Annotated in this window: 15 protein-coding genes; 6 read left to right on the forward strand and 9 right to left on the reverse strand. The window is 63.4% G+C overall.

Annotated elements, in window-relative coordinates:
* Positions 1 to 29: 29 nt before the first annotated feature.
* From OU426_RS11730 to OU426_RS11765, 8 genes are all read right to left on the reverse strand, one after another.
* Complete coding sequence (locus OU426_RS11730; RefSeq protein WP_267634197.1) at positions 30 to 1,241, reverse strand: phenylacetate--CoA ligase family protein; 1,212 nt, start codon at positions 1,239 to 1,241, stop codon at positions 30 to 32.
* Positions 1,238 to 2,077: an ABC transporter ATP-binding protein gene (locus tag OU426_RS11735; RefSeq protein ID WP_267634199.1), complete on the reverse strand. Its 840-nt coding sequence runs from the start codon at positions 2,075 to 2,077 to the stop codon at positions 1,238 to 1,240. Before OU426_RS11735 ends, OU426_RS11730 begins: the two co-directional genes overlap by 4 nt.
* A 70-nt stretch (positions 2,078 to 2,147) precedes the next feature.
* Positions 2,148 to 3,431, reverse strand: a complete 1,284-nt coding sequence (locus tag OU426_RS11740) for an ABC transporter substrate-binding protein (protein WP_267634201.1) — start codon at positions 3,429 to 3,431, stop codon at positions 2,148 to 2,150.
* 83 nt (positions 3,432 to 3,514) lie between these two features.
* Complete coding sequence (locus tag OU426_RS11745; protein ID WP_267634204.1) at positions 3,515 to 4,591, reverse strand: branched-chain amino acid ABC transporter permease; 1,077 nt, start codon at positions 4,589 to 4,591, stop codon at positions 3,515 to 3,517.
* 129 nt (positions 4,592 to 4,720) lie between these two features.
* On the reverse strand, positions 4,721 to 4,984 hold the full coding sequence (locus OU426_RS11750; RefSeq protein ID WP_267634205.1) for a hypothetical protein: 264 nt from the start codon (positions 4,982 to 4,984) through the stop codon (positions 4,721 to 4,723).
* On the reverse strand, positions 4,984 to 5,970 hold the full coding sequence (locus tag OU426_RS11755; protein WP_267634206.1) for a branched-chain amino acid ABC transporter permease: 987 nt from the start codon (positions 5,968 to 5,970) through the stop codon (positions 4,984 to 4,986). Before OU426_RS11755 ends, OU426_RS11750 begins: the two co-directional genes overlap by 1 nt.
* Positions 5,963 to 6,784, reverse strand: a complete 822-nt coding sequence (locus OU426_RS11760; RefSeq protein ID WP_267634208.1) for an ABC transporter ATP-binding protein — start codon at positions 6,782 to 6,784, stop codon at positions 5,963 to 5,965. The genes OU426_RS11755 and OU426_RS11760 overlap by 8 nt, the downstream gene beginning before the upstream one ends.
* The gene (locus tag OU426_RS11765) at positions 6,781 to 8,748 is read right to left on the reverse strand and encodes a long-chain fatty acid--CoA ligase (protein ID WP_267634210.1); all 1,968 of its coding nucleotides are present in this window, start codon (positions 8,746 to 8,748) and stop codon (positions 6,781 to 6,783) included. Before OU426_RS11765 ends, OU426_RS11760 begins: the two co-directional genes overlap by 4 nt.
* 204 nt (positions 8,749 to 8,952) lie before the next feature.
* On the opposite strand from OU426_RS11765, the gene OU426_RS11770 reads away from it, so the two are divergent.
* The 3 genes from OU426_RS11770 to rpsA all read left to right on the forward strand — a co-directional run bounded on the left by OU426_RS11770 (position 8,953) and on the right by rpsA (position 13,550).
* Positions 8,953 to 10,878: a PAS-domain containing protein gene (locus OU426_RS11770; RefSeq protein WP_267634212.1), complete on the forward strand. Its 1,926-nt coding sequence runs from the start codon at positions 8,953 to 8,955 to the stop codon at positions 10,876 to 10,878.
* Entirely contained in the window at positions 10,875 to 11,579 is a 705-nt protein-coding gene (locus OU426_RS11775; RefSeq protein WP_267634213.1) for a response regulator transcription factor, read from the forward strand. The genes OU426_RS11770 and OU426_RS11775 overlap by 4 nt, the downstream gene beginning before the upstream one ends.
* Positions 11,580 to 11,870: 291 nt before the next feature.
* Positions 11,871 to 13,550: a 30S ribosomal protein S1 gene (gene rpsA / locus OU426_RS11780; RefSeq protein ID WP_267634214.1), complete on the forward strand. Its 1,680-nt coding sequence runs from the start codon at positions 11,871 to 11,873 to the stop codon at positions 13,548 to 13,550.
* A gap of 60 nt (positions 13,551 to 13,610) precedes the next feature.
* Here the strand turns inward: rpsA and OU426_RS11785 are convergent, their stop codons facing one another.
* Positions 13,611 to 14,684 (reverse strand): DUF2817 domain-containing protein, encoded by a 1,074-nt coding sequence (locus tag OU426_RS11785; RefSeq protein WP_267634215.1) that lies wholly within the window; start codon positions 14,682 to 14,684, stop codon positions 13,611 to 13,613.
* Positions 14,685 to 15,143: 459 nt separating this feature from the next.
* Between OU426_RS11785 and ihfB the strand changes: the two genes are divergently transcribed.
* From ihfB to OU426_RS11800, 3 genes are all read left to right on the forward strand, one after another.
* Positions 15,144 to 15,425: an integration host factor subunit beta gene (gene ihfB, locus OU426_RS11790; RefSeq protein ID WP_267634216.1), complete on the forward strand. Its 282-nt coding sequence runs from the start codon at positions 15,144 to 15,146 to the stop codon at positions 15,423 to 15,425.
* A 7-nt stretch (positions 15,426 to 15,432) separates the two neighbouring features.
* Positions 15,433 to 15,783 (forward strand): lipopolysaccharide assembly protein LapA domain-containing protein, encoded by a 351-nt coding sequence (locus OU426_RS11795; protein WP_324289813.1) that lies wholly within the window; start codon positions 15,433 to 15,435, stop codon positions 15,781 to 15,783.
* Positions 15,784 to 15,895: 112 nt separating this feature from the next.
* Positions 15,896 to 16,534 (forward strand): phosphoribosylanthranilate isomerase, encoded by a 639-nt coding sequence (locus OU426_RS11800; RefSeq protein WP_267634217.1) that lies wholly within the window; start codon positions 15,896 to 15,898, stop codon positions 16,532 to 16,534.
* The last annotated feature ends 12 nt before the right edge of the window (positions 16,535 to 16,546 follow it).

Genomic DNA, 16,546 nt, shown 5'->3' on the forward strand with positions numbered 1-16,546 from the left:
TGATTCTCGCCCAGATAGCGGCGCATGAGTCAGTCGTAGCTGCGCTTGTCCTCGATCACTTTGCCATCGTTCGGCAGGCTGCCGGGCGGCACCAGTTCCACCCGCGCGCGCATCTTCAGCGTTTCTAGGATGCTACCGTCGTAGAGTGCCGGATTGGTGGCGCGGGTCTCGATCTGCACGGTCATCACATCCCTCTCGCCGTCGCGGGTGGCGATCACCCGGGCGCGGCCGACCTCGGCGTGGCGCCTGACGAAAGCGGCAACCTGTTCGGGGCGGACGAACATGCCCTTGATCTTCGTCGTCTGGTCGGCGCGGCCCATCCAGCCCCGGACCCGCCGCCCCGTCCGCCCGCAGGGGCTTTGGCCGGGCATGATGGCCGACAGATCGCCGGTCGCAAAGCGCGTGAGCGGATAATCCGGGTTCAGCGTCGTGACGACCACCTCCCCCACCTCGCCATCCGGGACCGGATCGCCGGTGCCGGGACGGACGATCTCGACCAGCACACCTTCGTCAAGGATCATCCCCTCCATCGCGGGGCTCTCATAGGCGATGTTGCCAAGGTCGGCGGTCGCATAGCACTGAAGGCAGAAAATGCCGCGATCCTTATATTCCTGCCTCAGGCTCGGGAAGAGCGCGCCACCCGAGACGGCGGCGCGGGCGATCTTCAGCCGTTCGCCCATCTCGTCGGCTTTGTCGAGGATCACCTTCAGATAGTCCGGCGTGCCTGCATAGGCGGTCGTGCCGATATCGGCGGCGGCGCGGACCTGCAACTCGGTCTGGCCGGTGCCCGCAGGCAGGACCGAAGCGCCCACGGCACGCGCGCCGTTTTCAAAGATCATGCCTGCGGGTGTCAGGTGGTAGCCGAAGCAATTCTGCACGATGTCGCCGGGCCCGACGCCCAGCGCATGCAGGAAACGCCCCATCCGCCACCAGTCACGGGTGACCCCGCCCGGTTCGTAGATCGGGCCGGGCGACTGGAAATAGTGGACCGCGCCTCCGGGAACGAGGCCACCAAAGGGCGGCTTCGCGCGCTGCATCTCGACCAGCGCCGATTTTCTGAGAACCGGCAGATGCGCGAGGTCCGCGAGGTCGGCAAGCGGCGCCTCGCCCACGCGGGCGCGCAGCGCATTCAACGCCTGAAGCTGGGCGGCGGCGCGGGCATCGGCGCTTCGGGTTTCGAACGCATCGTAATGGCCAGCGGGGGCTTCCGCCGCGACCGACCTTGCCGGGGAAACGGTCATGACAGCCACCTCTTGCGCCGCCGGTAGGATCTTACATCGCGGAAGGAATTGCGGCCCTTGTCGGACACACCGAGATAGAATTCCTTCACATCCGGGTTCTCGCGCAGGTCCCTTGCCGGCCCGTCCATCACCACCCGTCCGTTTTCGAGAATATAGCCGTAATGGGCATAGCGCAGCGCCACGTTGGTGTTCTGTTCGGCCAGAAGGAAGGTCACGCCTTCTTTCTCGTTCACCGCCTTCACGATCTCGAAAATCTGTTCGACGAGCTGGGGGGCGAGGCCCATGGAAGGTTCATCGAGCAGGATCATCTCGGGCCGCGACATGAGCGCGCGCCCGATGGCGCACATCTGCTGCTCGCCGCCCGACGTATAGCCCGCCTGGCTGCGGCGGCGTTCCTTCAGGCGCGGGAAATAGCGGTAGACCATGTCGAGATCGGCGGCGATGGCACCCTTGCCGTCGGTGCGGGTATAGGCGCCGGTCAGAAGATTTTCCTCGACGGTCAGATGGCCGAAGCAATGGCGGCCCTCCATCACCTGGATGACGCCGCGCTTCACCAGATCGGCGGGGCTGAGGTCCTGCACGCGCTGGCCGCGATAGGCGATCGTGCCCTTGGTGACCTCGCCGCGTTCGGAGTGCAGCAGGTTCGAGATCGCCTTCAATGTCGTGGTCTTGCCCGCGCCGTTGCCACCCAGAAGCGCGGTGATCCCGCCTTCGGGCACCTTGAGCGACACGCCTTTCAGGACCAGCACGACGTGATTGTAGATCACCTCGATATTGTTGACCTCGAGAAGCGTCCCGGCCGTCACATCCCCGGGTCTTGCGTCCATGTCGAGCATGGGGCGGGCCTTTCAGATTTGATCCAAAGGACCCCGGCCCTGGTCGGGCCGGGGAAGAGGGTCATGGCGCCTAGTTGCAGCGCTCGGCGATGTTGTTTTCGGCCGCGAAGGCGGCGCTGTCGGCATCGACGAGCGGCTGGATCACCTCTTCATCGGGCGCGATGAAGGGGGTGATCAGGTTCCATTTCTTCGCCGACGCATCCCACTGCTGGATCATCGCCTGGCCGGGGCCGCCGTGATCGGTGCAGCTGGCCGCGAAGGGCTGGCCGAAGTTCGGCAAGCCAAGCTCGGCCATCCGCGCCTCGGTGATTTCCAAGGCCTCGAAGCCGTCGCGCAGTTCGACCGCCGTGATCGCCGCATGGCCGGTCATCTCCTGCGTCTTGCGGATCGCCTCAGAGATCACCATCGCCGCATACATGCCGCGCGAATAGAGCACGGTGCCGACCTGATCGCCCGCGCCGGATGCCTTGCCCGCGCCGACCACGAACTTTTCCAGATCGGCATAGACCGGGTAATCCATCCCCGAGCCGTGCATGGCGAGCGACTTGTAGCCATTCGCCGCATCGCCTGCAGGCAGCACATCGTTCTCAGAGCCCGACCACCAGACACCGATGAAATTTTCCATCGGATAGTTGATGTTGGCGGCTTCCTGGATCGCGACGGCGTTCATCACGCCCCAGCCCCACATCAGCACATAATCAGGCTTGTCGCGGCGGATCTGAAGCCACTGGCTCTTCTGCTCCTGGCCGGGGCTGTCGACGGGCACTTCGATCAGCGTGAACCCGTGCTTGGCCGCAAGCGCGGTCAGGGTCGGGATCGGTTCCTTGCCATAGGCCGAGTTGTGATAGACAAGCGCGATCTTCTTGCCGCTCAGGTCGCCGCCATTCTCGCCCAGAAGATAGCCCACGATGTCGGAGGCGCCGTCCCAGTAATTGGCGGGATAGTTGAAGACCCATTCGAAGATCTTGCCGTTCGCCGCCGAGGTACGCCCGTAGCCGGGGGTATAGAGCGGGATCTTGTCGACCGAGACTTTGGGAATGAGCTGGTAGGTGATGCCGGTCGAAAGCGGGTTGTAAACGAGCGCGCCGTTGCCTTTGGTGGCCTCGTAGCACTCAACCCCCTTCTCGGTGTTGTAGGCCGTCTCGCATTCGGTCACCACGACCTTCTCGCCGCCGATGCCGCCGTCACGCTCGTTCAGAAGCGTGAAATAGTCATTGAACCCGTCGGCATAGGGGATGCCACCCGCCGCGAAAGGGCCGGTGCGGTAGCTGAGGTTGGGGATATTGAGATCGGCGAGCGCGGGCGTGGCGCAGGTCAGCGCCAGGGCCGCGAGAGCTGTCAGTCTTGTCTTCATTGTCTCCTCCCAGAGGTTCGTTGGACGTCAGGTTTCAGGTTCGCTTGTCGGCCGGATGCCGATCTTTTCAGGTTGGGCGGCCCTCAATGCGGGAAGGGCCAGAGCCGGAGTTTCTCTTTCGCAAGCCGCCAGAGCTGCGCGAGCCCGTGCGGCTCGACGATCAGGAACAGGACGATGAGCCCGCCCACGATCATCAGTTCGATATGGGCGGCAAGATCGGTGGGCCAGCCGAGCGTTCCGACGAGCAGGTTCTTCAGCAGGACCGGCATCAGGACGAGGAAGGCCGCGCCCGCGAACGACCCGAAGATCGAACCGAGGCCGCCGATGATCACCATGAAGAGCACGAGGAACGATTTCTGGATGCCGAAGGCCTCGCCCACTTCGGCGGCACCGAGATAGACCGCGAAGAACAGGGCGCCTGCGACGCCGATGAAGAAGGACGAAACAGCGAAGGCGGAAAGTTTGGTGGTAAGGGGGTTCACCCCGATGATCTCGGCCGCGATATCCATGTCGCGGATCGCCATCCATTTTCGCCCGATGGTGCCGCGCGTGAGGTTCCGCGCCAACCAGGCGAGCGCGAAGAGGATCACGAGGCAGAAGAGATATTTCGCGGCCGGCGTCGTCGCGGCGCCGGTGACGGCCTGACCGAAGATCGTGCGTTCGGGCGCATTGATCTGGCCCGAGGCCGAATAGTTGTAGAACCACGGCACCTTGTTGAAGAGCCAAACGAGGAAGAACTGCGCGGCGAGCGTCGCGACGGCGAGGTAGAAGCCCTTGATGCGCAGGGACGGCAGGCCGAAGAGCACCCCCACCAGCGCCGTCACCCCGCCCGCCAGAAGGACATGGATCAGGATCGAGACCTCGGGGAAGGCGGTCATCAGCTTGTAGCAGGCATAGGCGCCCACGGCCATGAAGCCGCCGGTGCCAAGCGAGACCTGCCCGCAATAGCCGGTGAGGATGTTGAGCCCGATCGCGGCGATCGAATAGATCAGGAAGGGCACGAAGACCGCATTCGCCCAGTAATCGTTGATCAGGAAGGGCACGATGCCGAACGCCACCGCAAGCACGGCATAATAGCGCCAGCGGTCGAACCTGATCGGAAAGGTCTGGCTGTCATCGACATAGCGCGTCTTGAAATCGCCTGCCTCGCGGTAGAACATCAGCCTTTCCTCCCGCTGTCGGTCCTATTGCCCCGGCGCCGAGGGCTGCCCGCCCCCGGACCACCGGGGACATTTGCACCACAGTGAAGGGGCATCTGGGGAACAGTCTTCGTCATCGCTGCACCATGCTCAGTCATTCGCGCCCAGCTCCCGTGCGAGATAGGTGTTGCCGGCGCCCACCAGGGCGGCAAGCGCCCAATAGTGGAACAAGTCGCCGAAGGAGCGCATCAAGCCGGTGAGATAGATGACACGCATCTCGGTCATAAGGCTCGCATCCATGCCAGCTCCGGCAGCGGTCGCACGTAGTTCAGCAATATTTGCAATGGTCTGGAGCAGCCCGTAGACCAGCAGCAGCGTAGGAAACGTCCGAAAAATGAGGAATAGTTTCGTCATCATACCCTCTCGATGATTCTTTCACCGAAGAGACCCTGCGGCCGGAATACGAGGAACAGAAGCGCCAGCACATAGGCGAACCAGTTTTCGGTCGCGCCGCCGATCATCGGGCCGATGAAGAACTCGAACAATTTCTCGCCCATGCCGATGATCAGCCCGCCGACGATGGCGCCGGGGATCGAGGTGAAGCCGCCGAGCATCAGGACCGGCAGCGCCTTCAAAGCGATGAGCGAGAGCGAGAATTGCACCCCCGATTTCGCGCCCCACATCACGCCTGCGACGAGGGCGACGATCCCGGCGATGGACCAGACCATGACCCAGATGAAGCGGAGCGAAATTCCGACCGACAGGGCCGCCTGATGGTCGTCCGCCACCGCGCGAAGCGCCCGGCCGTATTTGGTGAATTGCGAGAAGAGCGTGAGCGTGAGGACGAGGAGCGCGGCCACGACCGTCGCCACGATATCCAGCCGGTCGATGAAGAAGCCGTAGCCGAAAAGCCTGTCGGTGACACTTTCGACCGTGTCGGAGATGCCCTGCGGCAGGCCGACGTCCAGCTTCTTGATATCGGCGCCCCACATGATGTCGCCGAACCCTTCGAGGAAATAGGCAAGCCCGATCGTCGCCATGAAAAGGATGATCGGCGCCTGATTGACCAGATGCTTGAGGATCAGCCGCTCGATCAGGATCGCCAGAAGCACCATCACCGCCCCGGTCAGCAGGATCGCCACGACGGCGGGCAGGTGCCAGCCGAACTCATGGATCTGCGTGCCGAAGATGGCGTTGATCAGATGGGCGAAGGGCACCTGACCGTTCTGGAAACCAACAAGCGTCAGCGCCGCGAACAACGCCAGCACCCCTTGGGCATAGTTGAAGATTCCGCTTGCCTTGAAGATCAGGACGAACCCCAGCGCCACCAGTGCATAGAGCACCCCGGCCATCAACCCGTTGAGCCCTGCCTCCGCCGCATAGAGGAGTTGTTCACTCATGGGCGACCCCCAGATAGGCGTTGATCACATCGGGATTGCTGCGCACCTCGTCGGGCGTGCCATCACCGATCTTCTTGCCGTAATCCATCACGACGACGCGGTCGGAGAGATCCATCACCACGCCCATGTCATGTTCGATCAGCGCGATGGTGGTGCCGAATTCGTCATTCACATCGAGGATGAAGCGGCACATGTCTTCCTTCTCCTCGACATTCATGCCCGCCATCGGCTCGTCGAGCAGCAGAAGTTTCGGTTCTGCCGCAAGGGCGCGCGCTAGTTCGACGCGCTTCTTCAGGCCGTATGGCAGGCGGCCGACCGGCGTTTTCCGAATATTCTGAATCTCAAGAAAATCGATGATCTTCTCGACTTTCTCGCGATGTGCGGTCTCTTCCTTCTCGGCGCCGCCCCACCAGATCGCCTGACTGAGGAGCCCCGAGCGCATCAAGGTCAACCGCCCGGTCATGATATTGTCGAGAACCGACATGCCGTCGAACAGCGCGATGTTCTGGAAGGTTCGGGCAATGCCCTGGCGGGCCACCTGATAGGGTTTCATCGGCGGGCGTTTGGCGCCGCGGAACCAGACCTCGCCCTCCTGCGGGACATAGAAACCCGAGATCACGTTCAGCATCGAGGATTTGCCCGCGCCATTGGGCCCGATGATCGCGCGGATCTCGCCTTCACGGATTTCGAAGGAAATATCTGTGATCGCCTTCACGCCGCCGAAGCGCAGCGTGATGTTCTTCATCTCCATCAGGACCGGGCCGATCCTGCGGCCGTCAGCGGCAACGTAGCCTTCGGGGGTCATCACATTCATTCCGCCGCCATCCTTTCCGCACCGCCTGCCACCGCCGCGTCGGCGATGGTGAGCGTGGCCTTGATCGCGCCCTTGCGGCCGTCCTCGTAGGTCACTTCGGTTTCGGTGTAGATCCGGTCCTTGCCGGCATAGAGGGCATCGATCAGATCGGCATATTTCTCGGCGATGATGTTGCGGCGCACCTTGCGGGTGCGGGTCAGCTCGCCGTCGTCGGCGTCGAGTTCCTTGTGCAGGATCAGGAAGCGGTGGATCTGGCAGCCCGACAACATCGGGTCTTCGGCGACCGAGCGGTTCACCTCTTCGACATGGCCGCGGATCGTCTGGTAGACCTCAGGGTGGGCGGCCAGCTCCTGATAGGAGGAATAGGCGATATTGTTGCGCTCGGCCCAGTTGCCGACGGCGTTGAGGTCGATGTTGACGAAAGCGGTGCAGAAGGACCGCCCGGCACCGAAGACCACGGCTTCGAGGATGTTGGGATAGAACTTCAGCTTGTTCTCGACGTACTTGGGCGCGAAAAGCCGCCCGTCGGCCATCTTGCCCACATCCTTGGCCCGGTCGATGATGCGCAGATGCCCGGTACCTTCCTCGAAGAAACCGGCGTCCCCCGTCGCGACCCAGCCCTCGGCATCCTTGGTCGAGGCGGTCGAGGCCTCGTTCTTGTAATAGGAAACGAAGGTTCCGGGCGAGCGGTAGAAGACCTCGCCCGTATCGGCGATCCGCACCTCCACCCCCGGCGAGGGCACACCGACCGTGTCGGACCGGACCTGCCCGTCGGGTTGCTGGGTGATGAAGACCGAGGCCTCGGTCTGGCCGTAAAGCTGTTTCAGGTTGATGCCGAGTGCCCGGTAGAAATCGAAGATCTCCGGCCCGATCGCCTCGCCCGCCGTATAGCCGACGCGGATGCGCGAAAAGCCGAGCGTGTTCTTCAGCGGCCCGTAGATGAACAGGTCACCCAGCGCGTAGGACAGGCGGTCGCCAAGACCAACGGGATTGCCGTCGAGGATCGCGGGACCCACCCGGCGGGCGACCGCCATATAGCGGTGAAAGAGCCAGCGCTTGAAGCGGCCTGCATCCTCCATCCGGATCATCACCTGCGTCAGCTGGCCTTCGAAGACGCGCGGCGGCGCGAAGAAATAGGTCGGCCCGATCTCGCGCAGGTCTGTCATCATCGTCACGGCACTTTCGGGGCAGTTCACGCAGAACCCTGCCCACATCGCCTGACCGATGGAAAAGATGAAATCGCCAACCCAGGCCATCGGCAGATAGGCCAGAACCTCCTCGCGCTGGCTCAGATGGTCGAAGGCGGCGGAGTTCTTCGCCGTTTCGATGATGTTGCGGTTCGACAGAACCACGCCCTTCGGCTTGCCGGTGGTGCCGGAGGTATAGAGCATCACGCAGGTATCGTCGTAACCGATACGCCCGATGCGCGCGGCAAGTTCCGCCTCGAACCGGTTGTGCGCGGCGCGGCCCTCGGCCAGCACATCCTCAAGCGCGTTCAGGCGGGAATGGTCGTATTTCCGCATGCCGCGCTTGTCGACATAGATGACCTGCTCGATATGCTTGAGGCGCTCCTGCACATCGATGACCTTGTCGACCTGTTCCTGATCGCCACAGACGACAAACCGCGCGCCCGCATGGTCGAGCACATAGTCCATCTCTTCGGCGACCGCGTCCTGATAGAGCGGTACGGGCACCGCGCCGCACATCTGCGCCGCGACCATCGACCAGTAAAGCGCAGGGCGGTTGCGGCCGACGATGGCGACATGGTCGCCCGGGTTTAAACCCAGCGCCAGAAACCCCATGGCGAGCGCGCGGGTTTCCTCATGCGCCTCGGCCCAGGTCCAGCTTTGCCAGATGCCGAATTCCTTTTCCCGATAGGCGGGGCGCGAGGCATGACGGCGCGCGTTCAGCGCCATCAGCGCCGGGATGGACCGCCCTTCGGCCGCCGCGTCACTTTCGTTCATCCGTCTCCTCCCCAGGACACCCGTGGCCCGGGTGCCGTCTGTCCGCGTCAGGGCCTGCTCTTGCCGGTCTCCTGCAGCGTGGCGCCGTTTGTGGGCGCCAATGCTTTCTCTACTATTTCGCGAATCTTACGAATTGTTACCGGCCAGGTTTAGGGCTTTTCGTCACGCCGCATCGGGTGCTAGCCAAAGGGCGGAGGACCCAGCATGAAACCGGGCGACGAAACGCTCGCGCAGCTGACGCGGGCCGGGCTCAATCTGATCCAGCAGGCGCTGTCGATCTTCGACAGCGATCTGCGCCTTGTCCTCTGCAACCGCCGCTACCGGGAAATGTTCGATTTTCCGGATGTTTATGTTACGCCCGGCGCCAGCTTTGAAGAGACGGTCCGCTATCTGGTCGAGCGTGGCGAATACGGGCCTGTCGCCGACTCCGAAGAGGCGGTGCGGACACGGGTCGATGCGGCGCTTGCCTTCGTGCCGCACTATCTGGAACGCGCCCGCCCTGACGGACGATGGATCTCGGTCGAGGGGGCGCCACTGGCCCAGGGAGGCTGGGTCACTGTCTATACCGACATCACCGAGATCAAGCTGCAGGAGCAGATGCTGCGCAGCCGGTCCGAGGAACTGTCCGACCGGCTCCTCGCCCATTCCGAGCGCCTCGCAGCCACGAACCGGGCGCTTTCGGCCGCCAACAGCGCGCTTGAAGAGGCCAAGCGCGAACTGACAGAGATGGAGGCGCGGACCCGTCTCACCACCGAGATGATGCCTGCGCACATCGCCCGCGTCGGACCTGACCTGCGCTATACATTCTCTAACCGCAAGCTCAGCTCGGTCATCCCCGGGCGCCCGTCGGATATCATCGGTCTGACCGGGCGCGAGGCGTTGGGCGAGCCCTCCTTCGCCCGGATCGAACCCTATCTCGCCCGCGCGCTCGATGGCGAAGCGAGCGTCTTCGAATTCACCGATGAAGAGTCCGGTCGCCGCATCCGCGCAGCCTTCACGCCCGACCGGACGGGCGATGGGCCGATCCATGGCGTCTATATCCTGTCGATGGATGTGACCGAGGAAACCCAAGCGCGGGCTGCGCTGACGCAGACCCGCAAGCGGGAACTGGCGGCGCAGCTGACCTCCGGCCTCGCCCATGATTTCGCCAATCTCCTGACCATCATCCTCGGCCTGCAATCGCGGCTCGACCGGCTCGACCTGCCGCCCGATGCGTCGGCGCTCGTGGCCTCGACCCGCGCAGCAGCGCGGCGCGGAGGCGCGCTTCTCGACCGGATCGCGACCATCTCGGGCCGAAGGGAACCGCGCCCCGTCGCCACCGACCTTGCGGCCTTCATGGCAGATCTTGGCGCGCTTGCCCGTCCGGCGCTGCCGGAATCTGTCGTGCTGGAGATCACGGCCGACACTTTCGACGCACCCGTGATGCTCGACGCGGGCGGGCTGCAGGATTCGCTCCTGAACCTCATCCTCAACGCGAAGGATGCGATCGGCGACCAGCCCGGCCGCGTTCTGGTTGCGGCGCGCCCGGTGCGTGACACCTGGATCGAGTTCGCGGTCAGCGACACGGGCCCCGGATTTTCCGAAACCGCGCTCGACCGGGCGATCGATCCCTTCTTCACGACCAAGGGCGGCGAAGGCTCTGGGCTCGGCCTCTCCATGGTCTATGACCAGACCTCGCTGTCGGGCGGCACTGTGAAGCTCGAAAACCTGCCGGAGGGCGGCGCCCGCGTCGCCTTGCGGCTGCCCTACAGAAGGGGCTCAAGAAGCCCGCGCACCGGCCTTGTCCTGCTGGTCGAGGATAATGAGGACATCCGCACCAACGTGCGCGAGATGCTTCGCGCCATTGGCCATAGCGTGCTGGAAGCCGCGAGTGCCGACGAAGCGCATTCGCTCATCGCGCTGCCGGGGCTCGACATGGTGCTGACCGACATCACGCTGCCCGGCAAATTGACCGGCGTCGATCTGGCAGAGCAGGTCGCATCCGCCGGGACCGGACCGGCGGTCGGTCTCATGACCTCGCTCCCTCCCGCCAATCCGCTCCGCGCCCGCGCGGCTGCCCGCTTTCCGGTTCTGGCAAAGCCGTTCGATGCGGCGATGCTTGCGACCTTCCTCACCTCGGTGCGGCCATGACCCAGCCTCTGGTCGCCATCCTCGACGACGAGCCCGACATCCGCCAGATGCTGACCGAGGCGCTGACCGAGGCCGGGTTCCGCACCCAGGCTTTCGGGCGGGCGGCGGCGTTCGAGGCGGCGCTGAAACGGATGACGCCCGATGTCTGCCTTGTCGACCTCGGGCTGCCGGACAAGGACGGGCTGGCGCTCGTCCACGGGCTGGCGCTGGAAAGCGGGGCGGCGATCATCATCATCTCGGGCCGCGCGCAGGTGCAGGACCGGGTGACGGGGCTTGAACTCGGCGCCGACGATTATATCGTGAAACCCTTCGATCCGGCCGAAATCGTCGCCCGCGTCCGCGCCCGCCTGCGTCGCCCGAAGGCGGCCAGCGACCGCGCCGCCCAGACCGCCCGCTTCGCGGGCTGGACGGCCGATTTCAACCGCTTCTCGCTGCTGTCTGCCAGTGGCACCGAAGTGCCCTTCTCGAACGCCGAAGGCCAGGTGCTGCGCATGTTCCTTGACAGCCCGAACCGGCTGATCACCCGCGCCCATATGCAGGAAGTGCTCGGCGGCAGTGCGGGCGAAAGCTTCGACCGGGCGATGGATGTCCGCATCTCGCGCTTGAGAACCAAGCTCGGCGAGGATCCGAAGAACCCCGCGCTGATCAAGACGATCTACGGGGCGGGCTATATCTTCCTGGGCGAGGTGACCTGGGCGTGACGCCAGGGTTCGAAAATCCTTCGCGAAGGATTTTCGGCTGCATTGTGGCGACCACGCTCCAAACCGGTGCAGCCGCTGTTCTGTTGTTCGCCCTTGCCTTTCCTTGGCTTTTCGGCCTATAGCGCCCCCGTCGAACAGGCCGGAAGTGCCCTGGGGCTTTTGAGGACGCGCAGGGTCGGCCTACACCGGCCCTGATTGTTTTCGGAAAACCCCATGCCCGGCAAGACCCATGAAAGACCGGCGGAGACAACCGCTTGGCCCGTAACATTGTTGAAAAGGAACTGAAACCGCATGTGCGCTAAGAACGCTATGGAAGAATTCGAAGCCCTCCTGAAGGAAAGCTTCGAGATCGACACGCCCGAAGAGGGTTCGGTCGTCAAAGGCAAGGTCATCGCCATCGAGGCAGGCCAGGCCATCATTGATGTCGGCTACAAGATGGAAGGCCGCATCGACCTCAAGGAATTCGCGAACCCCGGTGAACAGCCCTCGATCAGCGTGGGCGACGAGGTCGAGGTCTATCTCGACCGCGTGGAAAACGCGCGTGGCGAGGCTGTCATCAGCCGCGAGAAAGCCCGCCGCGAAGAAGCCTGGGATCGCCTCGAAAAGGCCTATGCCGCGGAAGAGCGCGTCGATGGCGCCATCTTCGGCCGCGTCAAGGGTGGCTTCACCGTCGATCTGGGTGGCGCTGTCGCGTTCCTTCCCGGCTCGCAGGTTGACGTCCGCCCCGTGCGCGACGCCGGCCCGCTCATGGGCATGAAACAGCCGTTCCAGATCCTCAAGATGGACCGCCGCCGGGGCAACATCGTCGTCTCGCGCCGCGCGATCCTCGAAGAGAGCCGCGCCGAACAGCGCGCCGAGGTTATCGGCAACCTCTACGAAGGCCAGACGGTCGATGGCGTGGTCAAGAACATCACCGAATATGGTGCGTTCGTCGACCTCGGCGGCGTTGACGGCCTTCTGCACGTCACCGACATGGCCTGGCGCCGCGTCAACCACCCGTCGGAAATCCTGTCGATCGGCGAGACCGTCAAGGTTCAGGTCATCAAGATCAACAAGGAAACCCACCGCATCTCGCTCGGCATGAAGCAGCTGCAATCGGATCCGTGGGATTCGGTCGAAAGCCGCTTCCCGCTGGGGTCCGTCCACCACGGCCGCGTCACGAACATCACCGACTACGGTGCATTCGTGGAACTGGAAGCGGGCGTCGAGGGCCTCGTGCACGTTTCGGAAATGTCCTGGACCAAGAAGAACGTCCACCCCGGCAAGATCGTTTCGACCAGCCAGGAAGTCGACGTCATGGTGCTGGAAATCGACAGCGCTAAGCGCCGCGTGTCGCTCGGCCTCAAGCAGACCATGCGCAACCCGTGGGAAGTCTTTGCCGAAACCCATCCCGTGGGCACCGTCATTGAAGGCGAAGTCAAGAACATCACCGAATTCGGTCTGTTCGTCGGCCTCGCCAACGACATCGACGGCATGGTCCACCTCTCCGACCTCAGCTGGGACCAGCGCGGCGAAGAGGCGATCCAGTCCTACCGCAAGGGCGACGTGGTCCAGGCAGCCGTCACCGAGGTCGACGTCGAGAAAGAGCGTATCTCGCTCTCGATCAAGTCGCTCGGCGCCGACACGTTCTCGGATGCGGTTGACGGCGTGAAGCGCGGCTCGGTGATCACCGTGACCGTGACTGCGGTCGAGGAAGGCGGGATCGAGGTGGACTACAACGGCATGAAGTCGTTCGTCCGCCGCTCGGACCTCGCCCGCGACCGCGCCGACCAGCGCCCCGAGCGCTTCCAGGTCGGCGACCATGTCGATGTCCGCGTCACCAACGTCGATTCGAAGACCCGCAAGCTCGGCGTCTCGATCAAGGCGCGCGAGATCGCCGAAGAGAAGGAAGCCGTGGAACAGTACGGTTCGTCCGACTCGGGCGCCTCGCTCGGCGACATCCTCGGCGCGGCGCTGAAGGGCGGCAAGTAAGCCCCAGCGATCCGATTTAGAGGTCGAAATCCCCGCCGCACAGCGGCGGGGATTTTCTTTTCAACCGGTCCATTCCGACAGGCCCGTCACCAAGTCGTCGATGCATCTGGGTCCTGCATCCAGTACCAGCTTTCGCCAAGGGACATCCGGTGGCGTGCAGGCGTTGCGATATTGATCGCGCAGCAGCGAAACGGCTGGATCGCTCCGCCCTTCGTTTCGTAACCAGCGGTCGGTGCCGTCTGATCGGAACATGCCGTAGGCATCTGAAGTTCCAAACTCAACGACAGCGCCGGCCACCCTGCAGTCGGGCAATTCATCCGAGATCGCCTGACACAACAGGCCCTGATAGGCCGGCAGCGCGCCCGCTTTGAATGGCGACCCGTCCACTTCGTCAAGTTTCCACCATTGCATCGCCTGCCTTCGCGCTTCGCTACCTTTTGGCGCACAGACAAGATGCACGACTTCCCCAAATTCACCGACCCCGGTGTGAAAGTCGATGAAGCCGACGTGGCTTGCTTTGCCTGCATGCGCCTGAAGGATGCGCCGAAAATTGGTATTCGCCCATTCCGGCCCTGTCCCCGCATAGTAGAGCCCATCCGGGTGATCAGTTTGCCCGCTGAGTATGTCGTTTTCCAGATGCCAGCCATGGGTATCCAGATAAGCCCGATAACTTCGGTACGCGTTCAGCATCTCTTGGGCATCCATCGGCGAGCAATGCAGAAACTGTGCCAACTCGCGATAGGCAAGATTTTCACGGACCGACCAAGCCGAAAGGAAATTGCGATTCAAGTCCACGTTGTTTTCCGTGGTGCGGGTCTTGAAAGAAAAGCTCCAAGGGTTCACCGCATGGACCAGAGCCACCCCGACACCAGTCGGTAAGGTCGTCCGGCCATCTAGCCAGCGGCACATTATGGCCGAGGCGGCATAGCCTTCGGCCCCATGGGTGCCAGCAATAACCAGGGCCACGTGCGAAGCGTGACGCACACCGAGTTCGGCGACATCGACCGAAAGCACCTCACCGTCCAGCCCGCGGAGATGCGGTTGTGGATATGACTTTATCCTGGCATTTGACCGCTCCGCGGCCTCAAGGAAGTTTTGCCGTGCGCCTTGATAGCTGTCCGCGAAATAGGTCAAAGAGTTTGCTCCCAATCTATTCCGAACGAAGTTTATCGACCCACCTGCAGCCTGTCGATCAAGGCGCGCGAGATCGCCGAAGAGAAAGGGCCGTGGAACAGTGTGGTTCGTCCGGCTAGGGCGCCTCGCTCGGCGACATCCTGGGCGCAGCGCTCAAGGGCCAGAAGTAAGAAACAGGTCTTCGGACCAGCAGAAACCCCGCCCTCCCGGCCGGGGTTTTTGTTTATGGCCCCGATTCGTCCACAGGCCGCTGCTCGCGCTTTCTGCGCAGCGGCATCGGGATGCTGCGCCGCGACAGGCGTGGTTAGGGGCCACGCGAAGCCGAAGATCGGAAAAATCACGCAAAAATCCCCGCCATTACAAAGGCTTTCCTGTTTGTGGCTGGAAGAAATGGCCCTATAGTTCGCCGGACGAAAAAAGCGAGGGCGGGCCGAGTGAACACCGCCACGAGGGGGGATAATGATCCGGTCCGAACTGATTCAGAAGCTGTCTGAAGAGAACCCGCACCTGTTCCAGCGCGATGTGGAGCGGATCGTGAACACGATCTTCGACGAGATCATCGAGGCCATGGCCAAAGGCGACCGGGTCGAGCTGCGCGGCTTCGGCGCCTTTTCGGTGAAGAAGCGCGACGCGCGTGCGGGCCGCAATCCGCGCACCGGAGAATCGGTCGCCGTGGATCAGAAGCATGTCCCCTTCTTCAAGACCGGCAAACTGTTGCGCGACCGCCTGAACGGCGGCTGAACCCGTCATGATCAAGACCCTTCGCTACCTCTTCCTCGCGCTTCTCGCGGTCGTGCTTCTGACCGTCGCATCGGCAAACCGCGAGGTCGTTGCGCTTCGGCTGCTTCCGACAGAGGTCGATACATTCCTCGGCTTCGGCTGGACGATCGAACTGCCGCTCTTCCTGGTGATCTTCGCGGGCATACTCGTCGGCCTCGCTGTAGGCTTCGTCTGGGAATGGCTGCGCGAAGCGCGCATGCGCAGCGAGGCAAGCCAGCACCGGCGTCAGGTCGGGCAGCTTGAGCGCGAGGTCACGAAGCTGCGCGCCGAGAAAGGCGACAAGCCCGACGAGATCCTCGCCCTTCTCGACAATCGCTGAAGCGGCGCCTCTTCGTGCGCTTCGCTTCTCATCGGCCCGGGTTCGAGGAGCACATGAAATGCGACGACGAGTGTCGGTTCCGCCCGGCAGAGAAATGCGCTAGAGCCCGCACATGGACACTCGCGTGAAAATCTGCGGCCTCAAGGAGACCGCCCATATCGCCGCCGCTGCCGAGGCGGGTGCCGCCTATGTCGGTTTCAATTTCTTCGCCCGATCGCCGCGCAGCGTCGCGATCCCGGAAGCGGCGGCACTGGCACTCGCGACTCCTGAAGGCATCGCGAAAGTCGCCCTGACGGTGAATGCAACCGACGCCGAACTGGACGCGATCACCGGTGAGGTCGCGCTCGACATGCTGCAGCTTCACGGAACCGAAAGCCCGGAACGGGTCAGCGAAGTGAAGGCCCGCTATGGCCTTCCGGTGATGAAGGCCCTGGGCGTTGCCGACCGCGCCGACCTTGCCGCCCTCGACATCTACCAGACCGTCGCCGATCAGATCCTGATCGACGCCAAACCGCCCAAAGACGCGGTGCTGCCCGGCGGCAATGGTCTGACCTTCGACTGGACACTGCTGCTCGGCCGGGTCTGGCGCCGGCCCTGGATGCTCGCGGGCGGCCTGAACCCCGCGAACGTCGCATTGGCGATCCGTTCGACCAATGCGCGGCAGGTTGATGTGGCCTCCGGCGTCGAGATCGCGCCCGGCGTGAAGGACGAAGGCCTGATCCGCGCCTTCCTCGCGGCGGCGCGAGGATAGATCTTGAGGCTT

Source organism: Frigidibacter sp. RF13 (assembly GCF_026626305.1).
Classification (GTDB): domain Bacteria; phylum Pseudomonadota; class Alphaproteobacteria; order Rhodobacterales; family Rhodobacteraceae; genus TMP-24.